Below are 22,170 nucleotides of genomic sequence, written 5' to 3'. Positions count from 1 at the left end.
AAGCTAGGATGAATGCAACGATTACGGCCGCTTCCCGGAGCGGCACGGGCAAAAGAGCCGTCTTCAAAGGGCTGGCCGGCTTCGGCAAGCTGATCCTGCTGGCGTATGCCGTCGTTACGCTGTATCCGCTGTACTGGCTGTTTACGAGCGCCTTTAAAACAAACCAGGACTTCTTTGCCAATCCGTATGGACTGCCGAAACAGTGGATGGCGCAAAACCTGGTGAGGGCTTGGGATCTGGGGAATATGGGAAGGGCGATGCTGAATTCCGCGGTGGTTACGGTCTCGGCGGTCATCCTGACTGTCCTGCTCAGCGTGCTTGCGGGGTATGTGCTGTCGAGATTTTCGTTCCCGTTAAAAAAAGTCGTCGTCGTGCTGTTTACGATGGGTCTTCTGATTCCGATCCACAGCACGCTGGTTCCCTTGTTTATCATGATGAAAAACATGGGACTCCTCGACACCTACGGCGCGCTCATTCTGCCCTATACAGCGTTTGAGCTGCCGATCGCCGTGTTTCTGTCCATGGCCTACATGTCCTCGATTCCGAAAGAGATTGAAGAGGCGGCGATGATCGACGGCAGCGGATGGTGGGGAATATTCGGCCGGATGATCCTGCCGCTCTGCACGCCGATCGTGGCGACGATTTCGATTCTGGCGTTTCTACGGTTCTGGAACGATTTTTCCTTTGCGCTCGTCTTTATCAACACGCAGGCGCTGAAGACGCTGCCGCTCAGCCTGTCCCTTTTCTCGGACGGTTTCGGCACGGATTACAGCCTGACGATGGGGGCGATGGCCATCGCGGTGCTTCCAACGATCGTCATCTATCTGATCCTTCAGGAGAAAATCATGAAGGGCATGGTGGCCGGCTCCACCAAAGGATAGGGTGGATGTTCCATGATCGAAAACAATCTGCTCGCGTAAAATCAGGCAATCCGTCAACGGTTCATACCGGGCGGGTTGCTTTTTGGTATAACCGTTTATTTGTCCGGCTGCGGCTTGGCATCAGGTGCGAAGCTCTCCCTGTATTGGGCCGGCGACATCCCGTAGGTGCTGCGGAACACGCGGTGATAGTAAGAGTAGCTGGCAAAACCGCAGGTTTCAGCGATCTCCTCCTGGGTCATGGTGCTGTATTTCATCCGTTCGATGGCGGCGTTCAGCCGGATTTCCAAGGCGTATTGGATCATCGTTTTGCCGTACTGCTCCTTGAAGATTTTGACGGCTCTGGACAGGCTCAGGCCAACATGGGCGGCGGCTTCCTCCAATTTAAAGGTAACGGTGGCATGCTCCTCGACGAAACGCTTCAGCCTCAGCGCGGTATAAGCGGTGCGGTTCGCCGGCTTCGTCTCCGTGATGGCCCGGTCCAGGCAAAGGCACAAGCTTCGCAGCAGGTAACCGGTGAGCTCCACGTTCTCCCCCTCCAGGCCGCGTCTTTTTTCTAGCAGCAGCTGCCTCCACAGACCGAGCAGGCGATCGTCGCTGCCAATCCGGCTGACAACCGGCCGGCTCATCCGGCTCCACCAGGCATCGATCCAGCCGCCTTCGCAAAACAGAAAATAATCCCCGCTCGAGACGCGTCCCCCGCCGGCATCTTCATGCACCATAAGCTCGTATTCGTCTCCCGGTTTCAGCAGCAGCAGGTCCCCGCCTTGGACATGGTAATCGGTACCGTTGCAGAATACGGTGCAGGATCCTTCTGTCTGCAGCCGGAACAAATAGGTCGTCAAGCCCGCGCGGTGGCTGTTGCTGAACTGCTGGAAATGGTAGGAGTAATCGCAAATCAGCAGTCTGGCTTCCATCATGTACTCCCCTTTCTCAAAAAAACAAGCAAATAGTTCATGTTGCAATCATATTGTTTATGTTCATTTTAGCTTACTTGCATGTATGATAGTAGCAGATAGAGCAATCATTTTATTGGGAAACGAGGTGCCCTTTTTATGAAAAAATTGAACATTGGCTTGCAATTGTATACGCTTCGTGATGAAACGGCTAAGGATTTCCGGGGAACGCTTCGCAAAGTGGCTGAGCTTGGGTATGAAGGTGTGGAGTTTGCCGGATACGGTGACATTCCTGCCGAAGAAATGAAAACGCTTCTTCAAGAGCTTGGTCTTCAAGCGATCGGCGCTCATGTGGGCTTGCATCTGCTTCGGGCCGACCTGCAGAAAGAGATCGATTACCTGAAAACGATCGGCGCGACAACGATGATGTGTCCTTACGTTGCACCGGAAGACCGGGAGAACATCGAGCAGTGGAAGGAACTGTTCGCTTTCCTGGAGGAAGTGGGTACCGAGGCGCGCAAACAAGGATTGACCTTCGGATATCACAACCACGATTTTGAATTCGCGGACAAGATTGACGGCGAGTTTGTATTCGACGCCATGTATTCCTCCACTTCGCCTGAAGCCGTTCAAGTGGAAATGGACGTATGCTGGGTACAGTATGCCGGACAGGATCCGCTCACCTATATTCCGAAATATGCCGGACGCCTGCCGCTCCTTCACCTGAAGGACTTCAGCAGGGATGCCGAAGGCAACATGAAGACGCTTGAGCTTGGTCAAGGGGACGTGAATTTGCCGGGCGTCATTCAGGCCGCTACCGATGCTGGTACGCAGTGGCTGATCGTCGAGCAGGACGTGTGCCAGAATCCTCCGCTGCAAAGTGTGGAGAACAGCATGAACTGGCTGAAACAGAACTACCTGAACCAATTTTAATTTAATGAAGATCAGAGCCGAAGAAAGGGAGATTTGTATCCATGAGTAAAATTAGAGTAGCGGTTTTCGGCTGCGGCGCCATCGCCCAGCGCAGACATATTCCTGAATACGCAGCGAACCCGAATGTGGAGCTGGTTGCTTTCGCGGATCCGCTCAAGGAGCGCGCTGAAGAGGTGGCGGCACAATATGGTGCCAAAGCATACACCGACTACAAGGAACTGCTGAAGAACGAGAAGCTTGACGCAGTCAGCGTATGTACGCCGAACTACCTTCACGCTTCGATGAGCATCGATGCAGCGAATGCCGGGCTGCACGTCCTGGTGGAAAAGCCGATGGCGACCACGAAGGAAGAAGGGGAGCAGATGATCGAAGCGGCCCGCAAAAACGGCGTCTTCCTGATGGTGGGCCACAATCAGCGCCTCATGCCTCCGCACGTGAAGGCCAAAGAAATTCTGGATTCCGGCAAGCTCGGCAGAGTGCTGACGTTCCGCACGTCTTTCGGCCACGGTGGTCCGGAAAGCTGGAGCGTCGACGGACGCGACAGCTGGTTCTTCCGCAAGGATGAAGCGATCATGGGCGCTATGGGCGACCTCGGCGTGCACAAATCCGACTTCATCCGCTATTTGCTGAACGATGAAATCGTGGAAGTGGCCGGCTTTATCGGTACCGTACATAAAGAAGGTACGGACGTGGACGACAATGCGACCTGCATCGTGCGCATGAAGAGCGGAGCTGTGGGTACGCTGATGGCGAGCTGGACACATTACCGTTCCGGCGACAACGGTACGGTACTCTGGTGCGAAAACGGCTGCATGAAGATCGGAACCGTTGAAGGCGACGAGGTTATCGTCGAGCTGACCAACGGCACAGTGGAGACATACAAAGTCGGCGCCATGGCGACGAACGAAAAGCAAGTACCGAGCGGCGTCATCGACGCGTTCGTGGAATCGATCCTGACCAACACGCCGCCGCAAATTTCCGGCGAAGAAGGTCTGCGTTCCCTGAATGTCATCCTGGGCGCGTTTGAATCGCAGGACACAGGTAAAATCGTTAAACTGTAACAAGCATGGAATAGAAGAGGACCTTGGGGTAACCTTGGGGTCCTCCTTTTTGTGTTCAGCTGAGCGAATGGGTGGGGAAGGTTATAGGAGAGGAGATTATCGGTACGTATGCTTCGACGAACCCCTTGAGGGCTTCTCAATTCCCTCCTGGAACTAAAAAAGCTCTCCAATAAGGAGAGCTTTCAAACGTCCCAGCTCGGGATACCGCCCTAACGGGCGGACTGCGAAGCGGGTGCTATCGAAGCGTATGCTCCAACGAACCCCTAGGGGTTCTCATAACCCCTTCTGGAACCAAGAAAAGCTCTCCAATAAAGAGAGCTTCCATACGTCCCAGTTCGGGATACCGCCCTAATGGGTGGACTGCGAAGCAGCTCTAACGAAGCGTATGCTCCGACGAACCCCTAATGAGGTTCTCAATTCCCTCCTAGAACTAAAAAAGCTCTCCAATAAGGAGAGCTTCCAAACGTCCCAGCTCGGGATACCGCCCTATCGGGCGGACTGCGAAGCGGATGCTATCGAAGCTTATGCTCCGACGAACCCCCTATTGGGGTTCTCATCCCTATGGACGCAAAAACACGTCCCAGCTCGGGATACCGCCCTGCGGGCGGACTGCGGAGCGGATGCTAACGAAGTCTATGCTTCGACGAACCCCTGTAGGGGTTCTCAATTCCCTTCTGGAACTAAAAAAAGCTCTCCAATAAGGAGAGCTTTCTTACGTCCCAGCTCGGGATACCGCCTTAACGGGCGGACTGCGAAGCGGGTGCTATCGATGTTTATGCTCCGACGAACCCCTGCTGGGGTTCTCATCCCTATGGACGCAAAAACACCACTCATAGAGTGGTGTCATTTTACGTCCCAGGAGGGATTCGAACCCCCGACCGACGGCTTAGAAGGCCGTTGCTCTATCCAGCTGAGCTACTGGGACATGAAAAATTCAAGCAAGAAAGATCATAACATATATTTGAGATAACATCAACATGTTTTTCTTTCCTTTCTCATAGTCCCCCTCATCTGTTCTCAGGGCAAGAGAAAAAAGTTGTTTCAATCCCCGTTTATATTATTAATGGTTTCTATACGTTTTTCATAGAACGAATGGTTTCCCCGTCCATTCACATGTTTTTTTTCAAGTTGAAAGAGGTATGCTATAATCAACAATTATTTGCACAAGCACGGGGAAAGGAGGGAATACATATTAAAGAACATATTTCCCCAGCGAAGGACAACGTCATTCTTTTTCCAAAGACGCTCGACTTCTATCAGATTCAGCTGACCGTCATGCTGGAAAATGAACGGTACGGGGAAGCGATGGAGCTTTTGCGTTTCCTGCTGCAGTGCCAAGGGCAGGATGAGAGGCATTATGAAGAATGGCAGGCGCTTCTGGAATGGCTGGAAGCCGCTTTTCCACAATATATGAATCACGGCGGCGGGCAGGGTGCAGGCTTGGACTCTGATGAGCATGAGGAAGAGCCCGACGAGGAAGAAATGAAACGGCAGAACGTGCGGGCCAAGCTGGCCGAAGACCAGCATTACGCCGACAAGCTGCTGCACACCGCCATGGAAGAGCCTTTATCGGAGCAGACCATGCTCGCTCTCGAGCAGCTGTCCTATCTGGAAGGCTCGGATATCGACGACAAGCTGGTGGGGTGGCTGATGCAGGCTCGCCTTCATCCGCTGCTGCAGTTCAGGGTGCTTCAAACGCTGCGCAAGCGTGGTATGCAGGGCACGGTGCAGTTTAAGCGCGGACAGGAGCAGGTAAGCGTCGATATGGAGACGGTGCCTTTAACGCCGGAGGAGTTTCCGCCGCAGGTGGCAATGGTAACGGAGCGTGTGGCTGCCCAAACTGAGGTGCAGGAGCCGACGCTGTATTATTTTGCCCAGGAGCTGTGGTCGCAGTTTATTATGGCGATCTACGGGACGGAGGATTACCGGTCGATTCTTGACGAGGACGACACGACGATCGACATCTGGGCGGCTGCCCTGCATCAGATCGTCACCGAGAGCCTTACAGGCAGCCGCAACGAGGAGGAGTCCCGGGCGATGTATGGGATCACGGACACGATGCGCTTCCGTTTTGAGCAGGCTTATCGAAGCTTCAGGCAGTTCGTGTCGGCCGGCATGCAGGAGTAGGCGATCGGAAACGTTTACCTGAAGAGTTGCCAAGGGCTTGCCCTTGAAAAACACGGCAATGTTGTTTATACTATAATGGTTATTCTGTGCGTGCTGATAACTTAAGTACATGTGAATTATTTTTGGAGGGGAAAGCATAAAATGAAAGCAACCTGGGAAAAAATAGAGAAGAACCTTGGCGTTCTTGAAGTTGAAGTGGAAGCAGACCGCGTAGCTGCAGCCCTCGACAAAGCTTTTAATAAAGTAGCAAAAAAGGCTAACGTGCCTGGTTTCCGTAAAGGTAAAGTGCCTCGGCCGATCTTCGAAGCCCGTTATGGCGTCGAAGCTCTGTATCAAGACGCAATCGACATTTTGCTTCCTGAAGTATACACAGAAGCTGTCGACCAAACCGACATCTTCCCTGTAGACCGTCCTGAAGTGGAGATTGACCAATTCGCGAAAGGCGAAGTGTTCAAATTCAAAGCGAAAGTAACGGTTAAGCCTGAAGTGACTTTGGGCGACTACAAAGGCGTGGAAGTTCCGGTACAAAAGGTTGAGGTTTCGGACGAAGAGCTTGACGCTGAACTGAAGCGTCTGCAAGAACGTCATGCCGAACTGTCTGTTATCGACGAAGGCGCTGCCGAGAACGGAGACATCGCCGTAATCGACTTCGACGGATCTGTTGACGGCGTTCCTTTCGAAGGTGGACAAGCTGAGCGTTATTCTCTGGAACTGGGAAGCGGCACATTCATTCCTGGATTTGAAGAGCAGGTTGTCGGCATGGCGACTGGCGACTTCAAAGACGTGGAAGTGACTTTCCCTGAGACATATCATGCAGAAGAACTGGCCGGCAAGAAAGCCGTGTTCAAAGTGAAAGTGCATGAAATCAAGCGCAAACAGCTTCCTGAACTGGACGACGAATTCGCCAAAGACGTAAGTGAATTCGAAACGCTCGCCGAGTACAAGGAAGACCTGAAGAAAGAGCTCCTGGCCCGCAAGGAACAAGAAGCCAAAGGCAATAAGGAAGCAGCTGTCGTAGACAAAGTTGCCGCCAACGCCGAGGTGGAAATTCCACAAGCGATGATTGACAGCGAAATTCAAAACATGATGCGTGATTTTGACAACCGTCTGCGCAATCAAGGCATGAACCTTGAAATGTTCCTCAGCTTCTCTGGCCAAACGACGGCCGATCTGCAAGAGCAAATGAAGGACGATGCCGAGAAACGGGTTCGCAACAACCTTGTTCTGGAGCAAATCGCCAAAGAAGAGAACATTGAAGTAACTGAGGAAGACATCAACAAAGAGCTGGAAGTGATGGCTGAATCTTACAAGCGTACTGCTGACGAGATCCGCAACATCCTTACAGCAAACGGTTCGCTGGGTAGCCTGCGCGAAGAAATTTCCCTTCGCAAAACGGTTGATCTCCTGGTTGAGAACAGCAAAGAAGTGGAAGCAGCCGAAGAAACTGCTGAAACTGCTGAAACTGCTGAAGAAAAATAAGAAGGAAACGGACGCGGTCATCTGCATCTGATCTAAGTGCGGAGGCTGACATAAGGGACCTATAGAGAGATAAGGCACGTATATTCATTTGCGTGCCTTATTTTTAACTAAAAGTATCCATTTATATCTAAATCTTGCATGAAAATGGATGCTTTGTTTCCATACATATTCGATTCAAGAGTCCGTTTCGGGTTATAATTGTTAGAAGACTCATACACTGTATTAAATGGTGTGGAGTGAAAAAATGACATCGTGCTTTGAACATGTTAGAATAGTGCTGTAAACTTGATTGAAGCACGCATCACATCTTTTACATGGAAAAGAGGTTGGACACATGAGTCTGATACCTATGGTTGTAGAACAAACCAATAGAGGCGAGAGATCGTACGATATTTACTCCAGATTGCTCAAGGACCGCATTATCTTCCTGAGCAGTGCGATTGATGATGATGTTGCCAATCTCGTCATAGCTCAATTATTGTTCCTGGCTGCGGAGGATCCGGAGAAAGATATTCATTTGTATATCAATTCACCGGGTGGTTCTGTCACAGCGGGGATGGGTATATATGATACGATGCAGTTTATCAAGCCTGATGTATCCACGATTTGCGTTGGTATGGCGGCGAGCATGGGATCCCTGCTGTTGACGGCCGGAGCACCCGGCAAGCGTTTTGCGCTGACGAACAGCGAGGTCATGATTCACCAGCCGCTCGGCGGTGTTCAGGGCCAGGCGTCCGACATCCAAATCCATGCGAGCTGGATCATTAAAACCAGGGAAAAGCTCAATCAAATTTACGTGGAGCGCACGGGTCAGCCCCTTGAAAAAATTGAGCGCGATACGGATCGTGACTTTTTCATGAGCGCGGAGGAAGCGAAAGCATACGGCATAATTGACCAGGTTCTCACTTCACCGATTAAATCTTAAAGGGGTGTTTACATGTTTAAATTTAACGATGAAAAAGGGCAGCTGAAGTGCTCTTTTTGCGGGAAATCCCAGGAGCAAGTGCGCAAACTTGTTGCTGGCCCCGGTGTCTATATATGTGACGAATGTATCGAGCTCTGCACGGAGATCGTGGAGGAAGAGCTCGGACATGAGGAAGAGCTGGATCTGAAGGATATTCCGAAACCGAAGGAAATCTGCGATATTTTGGACCAGTATATCATCGGTCAAGAACAAGCGAAGAAATCGCTGTCCGTTGCCGTGTACAACCACTACAAACGGATCAATACCGGCAGCAAAATTGAAGACGTCGAGCTTCAAAAGAGTAACATTCTGCTTTTGGGTCCAACCGGTTCGGGTAAGACACTGCTTGCCCAAACGATGGCCAAAATTTTGAACGTTCCGTTCGCCATCGCCGACGCGACTTCCCTGACGGAAGCCGGATACGTGGGCGAGGACGTTGAGAACATCCTGCTGAAGCTGATTCAAGCAGCCGATTATGATGTGGAAAAAGCCGAACGCGGCATTATCTATATCGACGAAATCGACAAGGTGGCGCGTAAATCCGAGAACCCTTCGATTACCCGTGACGTATCGGGTGAAGGGGTACAGCAGGCGCTGCTCAAAATCCTGGAAGGAACGGTCGCTTCGGTTCCGCCACAAGGCGGGCGCAAGCATCCGCACCAGGAGTTTATCCAAATCGATACGACGAACATCCTGTTTATTTGCGGCGGTGCCTTTGACGGCCTGGAGCAAATGATCAAGCGCCGGATCGGTAAGAAAGTTATCGGCTTTAACGCGGGTACCGACAACCAGAAAGATCTGAAACCGGGTGAATACCTCGGTCTGGTTCTGCCGGAAGACCTGCTGAAATTCGGCCTGATCCCTGAATTCGTGGGACGTTTGCCGATCATTTCGACGCTGGAGCCGCTCGATGAGAAGACGCTGGTGCGTATTCTGTCCGAGCCGAAGAACGCGCTGACGAAGCAGTATCAGAAACTGCTCGAAATGGATAACGTAACGCTGAAATTCGAGCCGGAAGCCCTTGAAGCGATTGCTCGCGAAGCGATCAAACGCAATACGGGTGCCCGCGGACTTCGGGCCATCATTGAAGGCATCATGCTGGACGTAATGTATGAAGTTCCTTCCCGCGAGGATATCAAGGACTGCATCATTACGGAGCAGGTTGTCAAAGAGAAGATGATTCCGGAATTGATCAGCAAAAAAGATAAAAAACAAGAGGAAAGTGCGTAATCTGATTGTAAAACAGATGCCATTTTCCCAAATTTAGGTGCCGATTCTCCACTTCCGCCCTGCCGCTTGCTTCGCGGGGACGGGGTGGAGTCTTGGCGTTATGGGAGAGAACAATCATGTTTTTGAGACAAGACACACGGCCGGTCAAGGTCGGTAATTTGACGATTGGCGGTAACAACGAAGTCATTATCCAAAGCATGTGTACGACGAAGACCGCTAACGTGGAAGCCACGGTGGCGGAAATCCTTCGGCTCGAAGAAGCCGGCTGCCAGATTGTCCGGGTTACGGTCAATAATGTGGAAGCGGCGGAAGCCATTAAAGAGATCAAGAAACGCATTCATATTCCGCTCGTTGCGGATATTCATTTTAACTACCAGCTGGCGCTGAAAGCCATCGAGAACGGCATCGATAAAGTCCGGATCAACCCGGGCAATATCGGCAGCCGCGAGAAGGTGGAAGCGGTCGTCCGGGCTTGTAAAGAGCGCGGGATTCCGATCCGGATCGGCGTCAACGCCGGTTCGCTCGAAGCTCACCTGCTGGAGAAATACGGGTATCCGACGCCTGAAGCTATGGTGGAAAGTGCCCTATATCACATAGGCATTTTGGAAGAGCTCGACTTCCACGATATTATCGTGTCTCTGAAAGCCTCTGACGTGCCGATGGCCATCGAAGCTTACCGTAAGGCGGCCGAAGTGATTCCTTATCCGCTGCACCTTGGTATTACCGAATCGGGAACGCTGTTCTCCGGTACGATCAAAAGCTCGGCGGGCATCGGCGCCCTGCTCTCGATGGGCATCGGCAGCACCGTGCGTATTTCCCTGAGCGCAGATCCGGTGGAAGAGGTCAAAGTGGCGCGTGAGCTGCTCAAGACCTTCGGCTTGATCTCGAACGCCGCAACGCTCGTGTCCTGTCCGACCTGCGGGCGGCTGGACATCGACTTGTTCTCCATCGCCAACGAAGTGGAAGCCTACATCTCCCAGCTGAAGGTGCCGATTAAAGTGTCCGTGCTTGGCTGCGCGGTCAACGGTCCGGGCGAAGCGCGTGAAGCGGACATCGGCATCGCCGGCGGTCGCGGCGAAGGACTCCTTTTCCGTTACGGAGAGATGATCCGTAAAGTGCCGGAAGCCGAGATGGTGGACGAATTGAAGAAGGAAATCGACAGCATCGTTAAAGTATACGAAGAAACCGGAACGATCCCGGGGCGCAAACACTAATTTTGCCGCAAGAAGCCGCAGTCCTGCTTATGCAGTGCTGCGGCTTCTTTTTTGAATGAAGGCGGACATTTTCCAAAAAAGATGCAAAAATCCCGGCCCATCCCGTTTACTCATGGGTGAAAAGGCTATACTACCATGTATCAGGCTAACGAACCTATTTCCGGCAAGATGATTGATTAATCTAAAACCATGCCGGAGGAGAAGCCACTGAACTGAGAATCGGGAGGGATTTACTATGGATTTAACCATGATTATGATGCTGGTACAATTTTTCTTTGCGATCATCATCGGCGTCTATTTTTGGAATTTGCTCCGCGGGCAGAAGACGAACCGCACCGCGGTGGATCGGGAATCACGCAAAGAGATGGATAAGCTGCGCAAGCTGCGTTCGGTTTCGCTGACCAAGCCGCTGGCCGAAAAAACGAGACCGCAGTCGCTGCAGGATATCGTCGGACAGAAGGACGGGCTTCGTGCGTTGAAAGCCGCGCTGTGCAGCGGGAATCCGCAGCATGTCATTATCTATGGGCCACCAGGGGTCGGGAAAACCGCAGCTGCCCGGGTCGTGATGGAGGAGGCCAAAAAAAATCCGGCCTCGCCATTTAAAGCCGACGCCAAATTCACCGAAATCGATGCGACCACCGCCCGTTTCGACGAGCGGGGGATTGCCGATCCATTAATCGGATCGGTCCATGACCCGATCTATCAGGGGGCGGGCTCCATGGGCGTCGCCGGCATTCCCCAGCCTAAGCCAGGTGCGGTTACGAAAGCGCACGGGGGAATTTTGTTTGTCGACGAGATTGGGGAATTGCATCCGATCCAAATGAATAAATTGTTAAAAGTACTTGAGGACCGTAAGGTCCTGCTCGAAAGTGCATACTATAATTCGGAGGACAGCAACACCCCGGCCTATGTGCACGATATTTTCCAGAACGGCCTTCCGGCCGATTTTCGTCTGGTCGGGGCAACGACACGCTCGCCGCAGGAAATTCCGCCGGCACTGCGTTCGCGCTGTATGGAAATCTTTTTCCGCCCGCTGCTTCCTGAGGAGATCAGCCGCATTGCGGAAGATGCGATTCAAAAAATCGGTCTGAAGCCATGCCCGGAGGCGGTCGAGGTAGTGAAGCAGTATGCCACCAATGGACGCGAGGCGGTCAATATCATTCAGCTGGCAGCAGGTTTGGCCTTGACGGAAAAAAGGGACTCCCTGTCGGCTTCCGACGTCGAATGGGTAGCAAGCAGCAGCCAGCTTCAGCCCCGTCCGGACCGGAAGGTTCCGGAGCGTCCGCAGGTTGGCCTGGTCAACGGCCTTGCCGTGTACGGTCCGAATATGGGAGCGCTGCTTGAAATCGAGGTGACTGCCGTTCCTGTCGCCAAAGGACAAGGTATCTACAATATTACCGGGGTCGTCGAAGAGGAAGAGATCGGCGGGGGCAGTTCCAGAACGCTGCGCCGCAAGAGCATGGCGAAGGGTTCCATCGAAAACGTGCTTACCGTTCTGCGCTCCATGGGTCTTTCGCCGGGCGATTACGATCTGCATATCAATTTCCCTGGAGGAACGCCGATTGACGGTCCTTCTGCCGGCGTCGCCATGGCTACCGCCATCGTTTCGGCGATGAAAGGGCTGCCGGTTGACAATCGACTGGCCATGACGGGCGAAATCAGCATTCACGGCAAAGTGAAGCCGATCGGGGGCGTTATCGCCAAAGTCGAGGCGGCCTTCCAGGCAGGAGCGACGACAGTGATCATTCCGAAGGAAAACTGGCAGACTCTGTTCGAGGATTTGAACGGACTGCGCGTCATTCCGGTGGAGTCGATCCAGGAAGCGTTCGGGCATATTTTCGGAGGCGAGCTGGACCGTCAAGTCGACAGCAGCGCAGAGGAAACGATCGAACCCAGCGCGGCCCCGGAGACATTCCCGGCAGCTTCAGCTTCCTTCCTGCATGCCAAGCCTGCGCGTAACAGCCAAATAACGGATGCCGGTTCCTGCTGATCAGGCTACAAAGATTGGTGTTTTATGTGAACATTTGCTAAAATAAAATCGAATGTCATAACCCTGAGAACGGCTGGAGGTGCAAAAGCGATGGGGCCCAGTAAATCAAAAGGCCGCCGGTTTCCTTTACTGCCTTTGCGAGGCCTTCTAGTCTACCCGAGCATGGTTCTGCATCTCGATGTAGGCCGGGAGAAATCGGTCAAAGCGCTGGAAAAAGCAATGGTGGAAGATAATTTGATTCTCCTTTGTTCTCAGTCCGAGGTGAACATAGAAGAACCAACGCAGGAAGATATTTTCCGGGTTGGCACAGTCGCCAACGTCAGACAGATGCTGAAGCTTCCGAACGGCACCATCCGGGTGCTGGTAGAAGGGATGGAGCGCGCCGAGATCATTCAGTACACGGACAATGAAGAATATTACGAAGTCATTGCCCGCGAGCTGAAGGAGGAAGACAGCGACGATCCTGAAGTGGATGCACTGATGCGTACGGTACTCAGTCAATTCGAGCACTATATTAATTTATCGAAAAAGGTAACGCCCGAGACGCTGGCCGCGGTGTCCGATATCGACGAGCCCGGCAGGCTGGCCGACGTCATTACGAGCCATCTGTCGTTAAAAATCAAGGATAAGCAGGACATTCTGGAGACCGTCGACGTTGGCAAACGGCTCGAGAAGCTCCTCGACATTCTGAATAACGAACGCGAAGTGCTGGAGCTCGAGCGCAAAATTAACCAGCGCGTCAAGAAGCAGATGGAAAAGACGCAGAAGGAATATTATTTGCGCGAACAGATGAAGGCGATTCAGAAGGAGCTGGGCGAGAAAGAAGGCCGCGCCGGAGAAGTGGAAGAGCTGCGTGAGCAGATGAACAAGCAGGAGCTTCCCGAAAGGGTCAAAGAGAAGGTGGAGAAAGAAATCGACCGTCTCGAGAAAATGCCTGCAAGCTCGGCGGAAGGCGGCGTGATCCGCAATTATCTCGATTGGCTGCTAGGCCTTCCCTGGTCGGCTAAAACCGAGGACGATCTGGATATCCATAAGGCGGAGCAGGTGCTCAACGAGGATCATTACAGCCTCGACAAGCCGAAGGAGCGCGTACTCGAATACCTGGCCGTTCAGAAGCTGGTGAAGAGGATGAAAGGGCCGATTCTGTGTCTGGTCGGACCTCCGGGCGTTGGTAAAACTTCGCTTGCCCGGTCGATTGCCAAATCGCTGAACCGCAAATTTGTCCGGATATCGCTTGGCGGCGTGCGGGATGAAGCGGAAATCCGCGGTCACCGGCGCACCTATGTGGGAGCGATGCCGGGGCGGATTATCCAGGGAATGAAGAACGCGGGTGCGCTGAACCCGGTATTCCTGCTGGATGAGATCGACAAGATGGCTTCGGATTTCCGGGGAGACCCGTCTTCGGCGCTGCTGGAAGTGCTCGATCCGGAGCAGAACAATACGTTCAGCGACCATTTTATCGAGATTCCGTTCGACTTGTCCCAAGTAATGTTTATTACGACGGCGAATGCCATTCATAATATTCCGCGTCCGCTGCTGGACCGGATGGAAGTGCTCAACATCCCGGGTTATACGGAACTGGAGAAGCTTCAAATCGCCATGCGCTATCTGCTGCCGAAGCAGAAACGGGAGCATGGCCTGAACGAAGACCAGCTGGAGATCGGGGAAGAGGCGCTCATGAAAGTGGTCCGCGAGTACACCCGGGAATCCGGCGTACGGAACCTGGAGCAGCAGGTCGCGGCGCTGTGCCGGAAGGCTGCGAAGATCATCGTATCCGAAGAGACCGATAAGATTACCATTGAGCCGGACGATGTCAAGGACTATTTAGGCAGTCCGAACTTCAGATATGGCGTGGCCGATCTGGAGGATCAGATTGGTGCGGTAACCGGCCTGGCCTGGACCGAGGTCGGCGGCGTAACATTAATGGTCGAAGTCACGGTCGTGCCGGGATCCGGCAAGCTGACCCTGACCGGCCAATTGGGGGACGTGATGAAGGAATCGGCGCAGGCCGCTTTCAGCTACACGCGTGCCAAAGCCGATGAGCTTGGCATCGACCCCGATTTTCATGAGAAGAATGATATCCATATTCATATCCCTGAAGGGGCGATTCCGAAAGATGGACCTTCGGCAGGCATTACGATTGCCACGGCCCTCGTGTCGGCCCTGACCAAGAAACATGTCTCCAAAGATATCGCCATGACCGGTGAAATCACCCTGCGCGGCCGGGTGCTGCCGATCGGCGGACTGAAGGAGAAATCGCTGGCTGCGCACCGCGCCGGCTACAAAAAAATACTGCTCCCCAAAGACAACGAGCGGGATCTGCGCGAGATTCCGGACAGTGTCAAAGAAGAAGTGGAGTTTGTTCCGGTGTCCCATATGGACCAGGTGCTGAAGCATGCACTGGTGGAGCAGGCGGGAGTGCACTAGAGAGGGTTTAATTTAACATGAAAGTTACGAATGCAGAATTTATTATCAGCGCCGTCGGCCCTGACCAATATCCTGTGGACGCCTTGCCGGAGATTGCTCTGGCAGGGCGTTCCAATGTCGGCAAGTCTTCGCTCATCAACCGGATGATCAATCGGAAGAACCTCGCGAGAACAAGCTCGACCCCGGGCAAAACCCAGCATATGAACTACTATCGTATTAATGAGGCTTTGTATTTTGTGGACTTCCCAGGGTACGGCTACGCCAAAGTGTCCAAGACGCAGCGGGCTGCCTGGGGCAAGATGATTGAGAAATACATGCTGGAGCGGCAGACGCTGAAGCTGGTTCTCATGGTGGTGGATCTTCGCCACCCGCCGACCAAGGATGACGTCATGATGTATGACTGGCTTCAGCATTATGACATTCCAATCTGCGTCGTGGCTACGAAAGCGGATAAAATACCGAAGAGCCGGTGGCAGAAACATGTCAAGCAAATGAAGGAGAGCCTCCTTCTCCGCAACACTGATTTGTTCGTCATGTTTTCTTCGGAGCTGGGTGTGGGTAAAGAAGAGTTATGGGCTGTGATCCAGTCATTTACGGAAAACGGCGACTCTCCGCAGTCCGGGGCGGTTCCGCAGGAAGGGCAGCAGCAGGAGAACCCGTAACGCCTCAACCTAACGAAAATGCGATAAATTCGCTGTATACTATAGGGATTCAGACTTTTCACGGGAGGAAAGTGAGCATCCCATAAGATTTTTCGGCTACAATCCGGTTTAATCCGTTATTTTATGAAATATGAAGGAAATTCATGGTTCGCTCAGCAAGCCAATGCTCGAGGATGTGCTGTATAATAATACTAAAGGTTGTTTAAAGAGGCCTTAAGCTCCTTTAACGATCTTCACCCGCCATGTCCGGCGGAAATTTTTCTTGCGATTATAGAATCGAACCGTGCTGGAGCACATCGTTCTGTAATCATAAAAAAGAATTGAGGAGATTTTTATGGCTCAGCGGTTAGCCACAGAGTATGTTCAAACGACTTTACAAATGACGGAGCAGCAATTGAACCAATTTTTGCATTCGGCGGAAAGCTGTCATGTGCATCCTTATGTGAAAGTACTGGACGGCGGAGGACAAGAAATTGTGCTTGAAGACGAAAGCGGCGAGGCGGTTCATCTCCCTCTGGAGCGTAAAGGTTCGTTATACATCTGTGAATTGTCTTGCCGCTTGGTGAACCCTCATCTGACAAACGCGGTCCGCAAACTGTTCGTCGCCTGCAAAGGAGACGGAATCGTCAATCGCATTTATCAAGGATTCACGATGATGTATTATTATGAAAAAGGCTCGGTTCGCAAAATTGCGGAAGTTACGACTTCCCAGAGTAAGCTGGTGTATGAATATAAGCATACGGCCGGAGAACTCCAGCGAATGTTCCAGCTCACCGAGGTCGAACAGGAAATATCCCGTTTGTACCAAGATATTAATTTTTGGCTCGATGAACGGAACAAAGCGGTGACCCCTGAACAGATTGCTGTTATTGACCAGAAACTGCGCCTCACCACACATAAATGGTTTGCACTTGAGGCTTGAGATGGCCTCGGAGAAAGAGAACCCTTCGGTAACTGAAGGGTTCTTTTTACGTCTTAAATGCCCGGTAAAACGGGTCAGGTGACGCGGGGATGAGTGGCTGAAAATAAATATTTGCAAAGGATAAAAAAGGGTTGCAATTAGGGCGGATAGATGTTATTTTTAATCTCGTTGAAAAGAATTATATAGGAACCAGGATTCACTCAGGACATTGAATGTTGCGAGAGATTATTCCCTCGGGAAGTGAATGACGTAGGTCCTAGCGGATGAAATTTTCAAACATTTTATTCCTAGGAAGGGGGAACCGAAGGATGGAATATTCAACTTTCGGAAGACACGTTGCTGTTGATACTTGGGGTGTAGATTTTGACATGCTGAATGACGCGGAATTTCTGCAGACTCAAATGGTTGAGGCAGCCGAAGCATGCGGTGCTACAGTCATGTCGGTACAATCCAAGCAGTTTGAACCACAAGGCGCTACAGTACTCGTATTGTTGTCAGAAAGCCACCTCTCGATCCACACGTATCCTGAGAGAGGATTCGCAGCGATCGACTGCTACACTTGCGGTGAGACGGTAGATCCACAGTTGGCCATTGATTACCTGGTATCCGTATTGAAACCTGAGAAAACTTACGCCAAGAAACTGGTGCGCGGTTTGGGTGAATTGACGGTAGAAACCCCTGAACTGAAACAGACCGAGCTGGTGTAACTTCGCGGCACGAATAACGATATCTAAATCATAACCATGGACATCTCCATGGTTATTTGTTTTTTTGGACCCCCATACAATGAGTAGTAAGCTTGTTAACAGGGAGGTTCGCTTAAGCGTGAGAAGGAGAAAACAGAGGGATTTGCTGTTTGTCGGTCTGCTGCTGGTCCTGCTTGTCAGCCTTGTCTACCAAGGATACCGGATGATGTGGCCTCATACCGAAGGAGAGAATGCCGAAAGGATGCTGTTCGAGGTGGCCCAGTTTCAAATGCAGGTGCTGGGAACGTCCCTGGCGGATGCGGCTGGCAGTTCGCGTACCGATGAGCTGAACGCCCTCAAGCTGGCGGCTTATTCGGCGTCGTATGCTCACGACCGGCTGGCAAAAACATTTGGGGACGGTGCCGTCGATCCGCTTAAACCGGTCGGTGATCTGGTTAATGTAATCACAGAGTGGCAAATCGGCGGCAACCGCCTCCTCACCGATGCGGAGAAGGACATGCTGCTTCGGTACAGCCAGCTGTATGCAGGTGTCATACCTGTATACGATAAGCTGCTGAGCGAGGACGGGCACGTGATCGCCTCGCAAGCGGGCCAGCTGAAGAAAATCGGCAAAGAACTCGCCAAGACGCTGGAAGAAACGCAATAAAGAGGGTATAAAGCCCAGTGCTTTGTGACACAATAAATCACATGTAATTTCATAAACATTTCAAAAATAGTTCAGAGAGAGCAGGACATTTGTGATATAATGAACACGTTGTTAATGAACGTACCGTAAGAAAAAACGTCCTGAACTGGATCTTTTTTTTTGAAATGAAACATAGGCAGGTGAACACGTAATGCACATCGTCGTTGTCGGATTAAACTATCGTACAGCGCCTGTAGAAGTGAGGGAACGTTTTACATTTGATCAAAGCGAACTTCCAAAGGCACTCAGCCAGCTGATGCTGACGAAAAGTGTAATGGAAGGCGTGATTGTGGCTACGTGCAACCGCACTGAAATATACGTGGTGGTAGACCGTCTTCATATGTGCGGGTATTTCATCCGCAGTTTTGTGGAGCAATGGTTTGATATCCCAAGAGAAGAATTTACAAAGCATTTATATATATATGAAGACGAGCAGGCCATTTCCCATTTGTTCCGGGTGACCTGCGGCCTGGACTCCATGGTGATCGGGGAGACGCAAATTTTGGGTCAGGTCCGCAGCGCCTTCCTGCAAAGCCAGGAGGAGAAAGCGACGGGCACCTGGTTCAACATGCTGTTCAAGCAGGCTGTAACCCTTGGCAAGAGAGCCCATTCGGAGACTTCCATTGGGGAAAGCGCAGTGTCCGTGAGCTACGCGGCCGTTGAGCTGGGCAAACGGATTTTTGGCATGTTCAACGACAAGAAGGTGCTCATTCTCGGTGCCGGCAAAATGAGCGAGCTGACCGTCAAGCACCTGTACGCGAACGGGGCCGAAGAGGTGATCGTCGCCAACCGGACCCTGGCGCGGGCGGAAGAACTGGCCAGCAAGTTTCAAGGTACGCCGTGCACGATGGAGCAGGCGATTGCCCGGCTTCACGAAGTGGACATCCTGATCAGCTCGACGGGTGCCAAGGATTACGTCCTTACGCCGGCGCAGGTCAGCGAGAGCATGAAGAAGCGGCAATCCCGGCCGCTGTTTATGATTGATATCGCGGTGCCGCGGGACATTGATCCGGCTATCGCCGAGATTAGCAACGTATTCCTGTATGATATTGACGACCTGGAAGGAATCGTTGAGAGCAACCTCGAAATGCGCCGGGCCGAAGCCGCGAAAATCGAAGTGATGATCGAAGAGGAGAAGACGGCGTTCTATCAATGGCTCAAGACGCTCGGCATCCGGCCGGCGATCCGTGCGCTTCAGGAGAAGTCCACGGCGATTCATGAAGAAACGCTGGAAAGCCTGTTTAACAAGCTGCCTGAACTGAACGACCATCAGCGCAAAGTCATCCGCCGGTTGACCAAGAGCATCGTCAATCAGATGATGCACGATCCGATCAACCGCTTGAAGGAAATGGCCGGCGGCAAGGAAGGCAACGAGGCGCTAGAGTTTTTCACACACATATTTGCTTTGGAAGAGGACATGAATGCGTCCGGTCATGGCAGCAGCGTCATGGAGAAATCCGGCAAGGTCCCGCAAGGGAATAGCAAGAACCCATCGGACATGAAGCTGTCCAAGGTTTCTTTGACTCCTGCAAGCCTGTAAGCCGGTAGGGGGAGTTGACATTGCTCACTGGTTTTTACGATGCCGGCATTTATATCTACGCCCTGAGCCTTCTGTTTTTTATCTCGGATTGCATACGACGCAATCAGGGGGCAAAGCGGATGGGTACAGGGCTTCTTGTTGTAGTTGGCGTTTTGCAGGGAGGCGCGCTTCTGATTAGAGCGTGGCAGGAGAGCATGCTGCCGATCTTTACCCCATTTGATTTTTTGCTCTTATTTTCATTTAGTCTCGTCATCGCCGCGCTGATCCTGAACTGGGTGCAGCGGTCGGAGTTTGCCGTCCTGCTGCTCGGCATCATCGGATTCAGCGCCATGGTGCTGAACCGCTTATGGTTTGCGGCCGGGAATAACCCGCTGCGTCATTGGGAGACGGTACACGGCCTGCTCATTCTGCATATCACGCTTGCCAACCTAAGCTTCGCCGTTTACACCATTGCCGCCGTATTTGCCGGCATGTATTTGTTCCTTCATAGAAGGCTGAAAGGGAAAAAATGGAGCGACACCGTCCGCAGGCTTCCGAGTCTTGAGCTGATGGACAAGTATACGTACCTGCTCGCATCGATCGGAACCCCGCTCTTATCCGTTTCGTTCATCGTCGCGGTGCTGTCGCTTATTTCCGAAGGCAAGCTCAGCCTGCTGCTGGACTTGAAAGTAGTGGCTACGCTTGCCGGACTGGCGATTTATTATTTTTTTCTGATTCGTAAACGTTCCAAACAGCATTCCGGTCAAGTGATGGCCCAGTGGATTCTGATCGGATATGCGTTTATTATCTTTATTTTCGTACTGAATACGTGGTCCGATTTTCACCGTTGGACAGGAGAGTGAGCCCTTTGTCGGTATATTTGCCCGTAATGCTGGATTGCAAGGGGCGCTGCTGCGCCGTGGTGGGCGGCGGGGCCGTGGCCGAAAGAAAGGTAAACTCCCTGCTTGCGGCTTCGGCCGATGTGACGGTGATCAGTCCGGAAGTGACACAAGGACTGCGGCAGCTTGTAATGGAAGGCCGGATCCGCTGGATTTCCCGCGAGTACGCGGCGGGAGATTTGGCGGGGGCCTTTTTGGTCTATGCGGCAACCTCCTCGCCTGACGTGAACGGTGCCGTGATCGATGAGGCAGAGCGGATGGGTGCGCTGGCAAACGCGGCCGGCGGCAGTAAGCCGGGTTCTTTTATCAGCCCGAGCGTGCTTCGCCGGGGCAGGCTGGTGATCGCCGTGTCCACCTCGGGCGCCGGACCGGCGCTGGCTGCGGAGATTTGCGACAGGCTGGAGGAAGAATACGGCCCCGAATACGAGGAATATCTCGAATGGATGTACCGGATGCGCAGCAGCATCAAGAGGCAGGTTACGCGCCCGGAAACCCGGCAAAGATTATTAATGAAAGCGGCAAAGCTTGAAGTGCTGGATGATATCCGCAAGGGCACGTTTGAGCCGTGGGATACGGAACAAATCAAGCAATGGATAGCGAACAACCAGGAGGAATCATGATGCGGACAATCGTAGTAGGCAGCAGACAAAGCGCATTGGCATTAACGCAGACAGGGCAGGTCATCGACCAGCTGAAGCAGCTGTGCGTGGAACATGGGTTTGATTTTCAATTTGAAGTGAAAAAGATCGTGACGAAAGGCGACCGCATTCTGGATGTGACGTTGTCCAAGGTCGGCGGGAAAGGCTTGTTCGTTAAAGAAATCGAACAGGCTATGCTGGACGGTGAAATCGATATGGCCGTGCACAGTATGAAGGACATGCCTTCGGTTCTCCCCGAGGGTCTGATGAACGGTGCGGTGCCCCGCCGCGTCGATCCGAGGGACTGCCTCATTTCCCTTCATGGGCAAAGCATTGACGAGCTTCCGCAGGGAGCGAAAGTAGGAACGAGCAGCCTGCGCCGCTCCAGCCAGCTGAAGGCTCACCGGCCGGACCTGGAACTGGAGCCGGTTCGCGGCAATATTGACTCGCGTCTGCGCAAGCTCGAGACGGAAGGCTTTCAGGCGATCATTCTCGCCGCTGCCGGGCTGTACCGCATGGGCTGGGAGGATAAAATCAGCTCGTATATTCCGGTGGAGACCTGCCTGCCGGCTGTTGGCCAAGGAGCGCTCGGCATCGAATGCCGCGAAGATGATGCGGATCTGCGCAAACTGCTTGATTTATATAACGACAAGGAATCGGAGCTGACCGTTGCTGCCGAACGCAAGTTTCTCGCCGTATTGAACGGCGGCTGCCAGGTGCCGATCGGGGCACACGCCGTACTCGTTCCGTCCGAGACGGAGCATTCCCAAGAGACTCCGCCCGTTATACAATTAACGGGAATGGTAGGATCTCCCGAAGGGGACGTCATTTTAAAAGAAACGCTGACGGGAACGGATCCACAGAAGCTTGGGGAAGACGTTGCCAATAAGCTGATTGCCCAGGGAGCCGAGAGAATTCTGGAACAGACCAGGGAGTAGG

19 protein-coding genes and 1 tRNA gene are annotated in these 22,170 nt (G+C 52.5%); 18 read left to right on the top strand and 2 right to left on the bottom strand.

The window, feature by feature from the left end; genetic code table 11:
- Window positions 1-8 precede the first annotated feature (8 nt).
- Window positions 9-881 (top strand): carbohydrate ABC transporter permease, encoded by an 873-nt coding sequence (locus MKY74_RS29065; protein WP_076174289.1) that lies wholly within the window; start codon window positions 9-11, stop codon window positions 879-881.
- A 95-nt stretch (window positions 882-976) separates the two neighbouring features.
- On the opposite strand, the gene MKY74_RS29060 is transcribed toward MKY74_RS29065, so the two are convergent.
- Complete coding sequence (locus MKY74_RS29060) at window positions 977-1,795, bottom strand: helix-turn-helix domain-containing protein (protein ID WP_076174292.1); 819 nt, start codon at window positions 1,793-1,795, stop codon at window positions 977-979.
- A gap of 138 nt (window positions 1,796-1,933) precedes the next feature.
- Here MKY74_RS29060 and MKY74_RS29055 point away from each other — a divergent pair, with 138 nt between their 5' ends.
- Window positions 1,934-2,707 (top strand): sugar phosphate isomerase/epimerase family protein, encoded by a 774-nt coding sequence (locus MKY74_RS29055; RefSeq protein WP_076174295.1) that lies wholly within the window; start codon window positions 1,934-1,936, stop codon window positions 2,705-2,707.
- 41 nt (window positions 2,708-2,748) lie between these two features.
- Window positions 2,749-3,768 carry a Gfo/Idh/MocA family protein gene (locus tag MKY74_RS29050; protein WP_076174298.1) on the top strand — a complete coding sequence of 340 codons (1,020 nt, stop codon included), beginning with the start codon at window positions 2,749-2,751 and terminating at the stop codon, window positions 3,766-3,768.
- 851 nt (window positions 3,769-4,619) lie between these two features.
- Here MKY74_RS29050 and MKY74_RS29045 read toward each other — a convergent pair.
- A tRNA-Arg gene (locus tag MKY74_RS29045) sits at window positions 4,620-4,693 on the bottom strand.
- Between the two features lie 350 nt (window positions 4,694-5,043).
- On the opposite strand from MKY74_RS29045, the gene MKY74_RS29040 reads away from it, so the two are divergent.
- From MKY74_RS29040 to hemC, 15 genes are all read left to right on the top strand, one after another.
- On the top strand, window positions 5,044-5,895 hold the full coding sequence (locus tag MKY74_RS29040; protein ID WP_076174482.1) for a hypothetical protein: 852 nt from the start codon (window positions 5,044-5,046) through the stop codon (window positions 5,893-5,895).
- Between the two features lie 141 nt (window positions 5,896-6,036).
- On the top strand, window positions 6,037-7,374 hold the full coding sequence (gene tig / locus MKY74_RS29035; protein WP_076174301.1) for a trigger factor: 1,338 nt from the start codon (window positions 6,037-6,039) through the stop codon (window positions 7,372-7,374).
- A 334-nt stretch (window positions 7,375-7,708) separates the two neighbouring features.
- On the top strand, window positions 7,709-8,299 hold the full coding sequence (gene clpP, locus MKY74_RS29030; protein WP_076174335.1) for an ATP-dependent Clp endopeptidase proteolytic subunit ClpP: 591 nt from the start codon (window positions 7,709-7,711) through the stop codon (window positions 8,297-8,299).
- Window positions 8,300-8,311: 12 nt separating this feature from the next.
- A complete protein-coding gene (gene clpX, locus MKY74_RS29025) occupies window positions 8,312-9,568 on the top strand; it encodes an ATP-dependent protease ATP-binding subunit ClpX (RefSeq protein WP_076174338.1) in 1,257 nt (418 codons plus the stop codon).
- A gap of 116 nt (window positions 9,569-9,684) precedes the next feature.
- Window positions 9,685-10,782, top strand: a complete 1,098-nt coding sequence (gene ispG, locus MKY74_RS29020) for a flavodoxin-dependent (E)-4-hydroxy-3-methylbut-2-enyl-diphosphate synthase (protein ID WP_076174340.1) — start codon at window positions 9,685-9,687, stop codon at window positions 10,780-10,782.
- Window positions 10,783-11,017: 235 nt separating this feature from the next.
- Window positions 11,018-12,772 carry an ATP-dependent protease LonB gene (gene lonB, locus MKY74_RS29015; RefSeq protein ID WP_076174342.1) on the top strand — a complete coding sequence of 585 codons (1,755 nt, stop codon included), beginning with the start codon at window positions 11,018-11,020 and terminating at the stop codon, window positions 12,770-12,772.
- Between the two features lie 90 nt (window positions 12,773-12,862).
- A complete protein-coding gene (lon, locus tag MKY74_RS29010; protein ID WP_076174345.1) occupies window positions 12,863-15,199 on the top strand; it encodes an endopeptidase La in 2,337 nt (778 codons plus the stop codon).
- A gap of 17 nt (window positions 15,200-15,216) precedes the next feature.
- Window positions 15,217-15,861 carry a ribosome biogenesis GTP-binding protein YihA/YsxC gene (gene yihA, locus MKY74_RS29005; RefSeq protein ID WP_076174347.1) on the top strand — a complete coding sequence of 215 codons (645 nt, stop codon included), beginning with the start codon at window positions 15,217-15,219 and terminating at the stop codon, window positions 15,859-15,861.
- A 334-nt stretch (window positions 15,862-16,195) separates the two neighbouring features.
- Complete coding sequence (locus MKY74_RS29000; RefSeq protein ID WP_076174350.1) at window positions 16,196-16,783, top strand: non-ribosomal peptide synthetase module; 588 nt, start codon at window positions 16,196-16,198, stop codon at window positions 16,781-16,783.
- A 308-nt stretch (window positions 16,784-17,091) separates the two neighbouring features.
- Entirely contained in the window at window positions 17,092-17,490 is a 399-nt protein-coding gene (gene speD, locus MKY74_RS28995; protein WP_076174352.1) for an adenosylmethionine decarboxylase, read from the top strand.
- Window positions 17,491-17,608: 118 nt separating this feature from the next.
- Window positions 17,609-18,136 carry a hypothetical protein gene (locus MKY74_RS28990; protein WP_144025502.1) on the top strand — a complete coding sequence of 176 codons (528 nt, stop codon included), beginning with the start codon at window positions 17,609-17,611 and terminating at the stop codon, window positions 18,134-18,136.
- A 190-nt stretch (window positions 18,137-18,326) separates the two neighbouring features.
- Window positions 18,327-19,715: a glutamyl-tRNA reductase gene (gene hemA / locus MKY74_RS28985; RefSeq protein ID WP_076174358.1), complete on the top strand. Its 1,389-nt coding sequence runs from the start codon at window positions 18,327-18,329 to the stop codon at window positions 19,713-19,715.
- 119 nt (window positions 19,716-19,834) lie between these two features.
- Window positions 19,835-20,557, top strand: coding sequence for a cytochrome c biogenesis protein CcsA (gene ccsA, locus MKY74_RS28980; RefSeq protein ID WP_089550339.1), 723 nt, complete (start codon window positions 19,835-19,837; stop codon window positions 20,555-20,557).
- 5 nt (window positions 20,558-20,562) lie between these two features.
- Entirely contained in the window at window positions 20,563-21,213 is a 651-nt protein-coding gene (locus MKY74_RS28975; protein ID WP_244169402.1) for a precorrin-2 dehydrogenase/sirohydrochlorin ferrochelatase family protein, read from the top strand.
- Window positions 21,213-22,169, top strand: a complete 957-nt coding sequence (gene hemC, locus MKY74_RS28970; RefSeq protein ID WP_076174362.1) for a hydroxymethylbilane synthase — start codon at window positions 21,213-21,215, stop codon at window positions 22,167-22,169. The genes MKY74_RS28975 and hemC overlap by 1 nt, the downstream gene beginning before the upstream one ends.
- Window position 22,170 lies beyond the last annotated feature (1 nt).

This window comes from Paenibacillus sp. FSL R5-0378 (assembly GCF_038009285.1).
In the GTDB taxonomy this organism is placed as follows: Bacteria; Bacillota; Bacilli; order Paenibacillales; family Paenibacillaceae; genus Paenibacillus_AQ; species Paenibacillus_AQ favisporus.
This window is presented reverse-complemented; position numbering and strand designations above follow the sequence as displayed.

Excerpts from the sequence above, each read along its gene's own strand:
- yihA (WP_076174347.1), top strand. The coding sequence starts at position 15,217 with ATGAAAGTTACGAATGCAGAATTTATTATCAGCGCCGTCGGCCCTGAC.
- hemC (WP_076174362.1), top strand. The coding sequence starts at position 21,213 with ATGCGGACAATCGTAGTAGGCAGCAGACAAAGCGCATTGGCATTAACG.
- MKY74_RS29060 (WP_076174292.1), bottom strand. The coding sequence starts at position 1,795 with ATGGAAGCCAGACTGCTGATTTGCGATTACTCCTACCATTTCCAGCAG.
- MKY74_RS29055 (WP_076174295.1), top strand. The coding sequence starts at position 1,934 with ATGAAAAAATTGAACATTGGCTTGCAATTGTATACGCTTCGTGATGAA.
- lonB (WP_076174342.1), top strand. The coding sequence starts at position 11,018 with ATGGATTTAACCATGATTATGATGCTGGTACAATTTTTCTTTGCGATC.
- MKY74_RS29050 (WP_076174298.1), top strand. The coding sequence starts at position 2,749 with ATGAGTAAAATTAGAGTAGCGGTTTTCGGCTGCGGCGCCATCGCCCAG.
- ispG (WP_076174340.1), top strand. The coding sequence starts at position 9,685 with ATGTTTTTGAGACAAGACACACGGCCGGTCAAGGTCGGTAATTTGACG.
- ccsA (WP_089550339.1), top strand. The coding sequence starts at position 19,835 with ATGGGTACAGGGCTTCTTGTTGTAGTTGGCGTTTTGCAGGGAGGCGCG.
- hemA (WP_076174358.1), top strand. The coding sequence starts at position 18,327 with ATGCACATCGTCGTTGTCGGATTAAACTATCGTACAGCGCCTGTAGAA.
- lon (WP_076174345.1), top strand. The coding sequence starts at position 12,863 with ATGGGGCCCAGTAAATCAAAAGGCCGCCGGTTTCCTTTACTGCCTTTG.
- MKY74_RS29065 (WP_076174289.1), top strand. The coding sequence starts at position 9 with ATGAATGCAACGATTACGGCCGCTTCCCGGAGCGGCACGGGCAAAAGA.
- clpP (WP_076174335.1), top strand. The coding sequence starts at position 7,709 with ATGAGTCTGATACCTATGGTTGTAGAACAAACCAATAGAGGCGAGAGA.
- tig (WP_076174301.1), top strand. The coding sequence starts at position 6,037 with ATGAAAGCAACCTGGGAAAAAATAGAGAAGAACCTTGGCGTTCTTGAA.
- MKY74_RS29000 (WP_076174350.1), top strand. The coding sequence starts at position 16,196 with ATGGCTCAGCGGTTAGCCACAGAGTATGTTCAAACGACTTTACAAATG.
- MKY74_RS29040 (WP_076174482.1), top strand. The coding sequence starts at position 5,044 with ATGCTGGAAAATGAACGGTACGGGGAAGCGATGGAGCTTTTGCGTTTC.
- clpX (WP_076174338.1), top strand. The coding sequence starts at position 8,312 with ATGTTTAAATTTAACGATGAAAAAGGGCAGCTGAAGTGCTCTTTTTGC.
- speD (WP_076174352.1), top strand. The coding sequence starts at position 17,092 with ATGGAATATTCAACTTTCGGAAGACACGTTGCTGTTGATACTTGGGGT.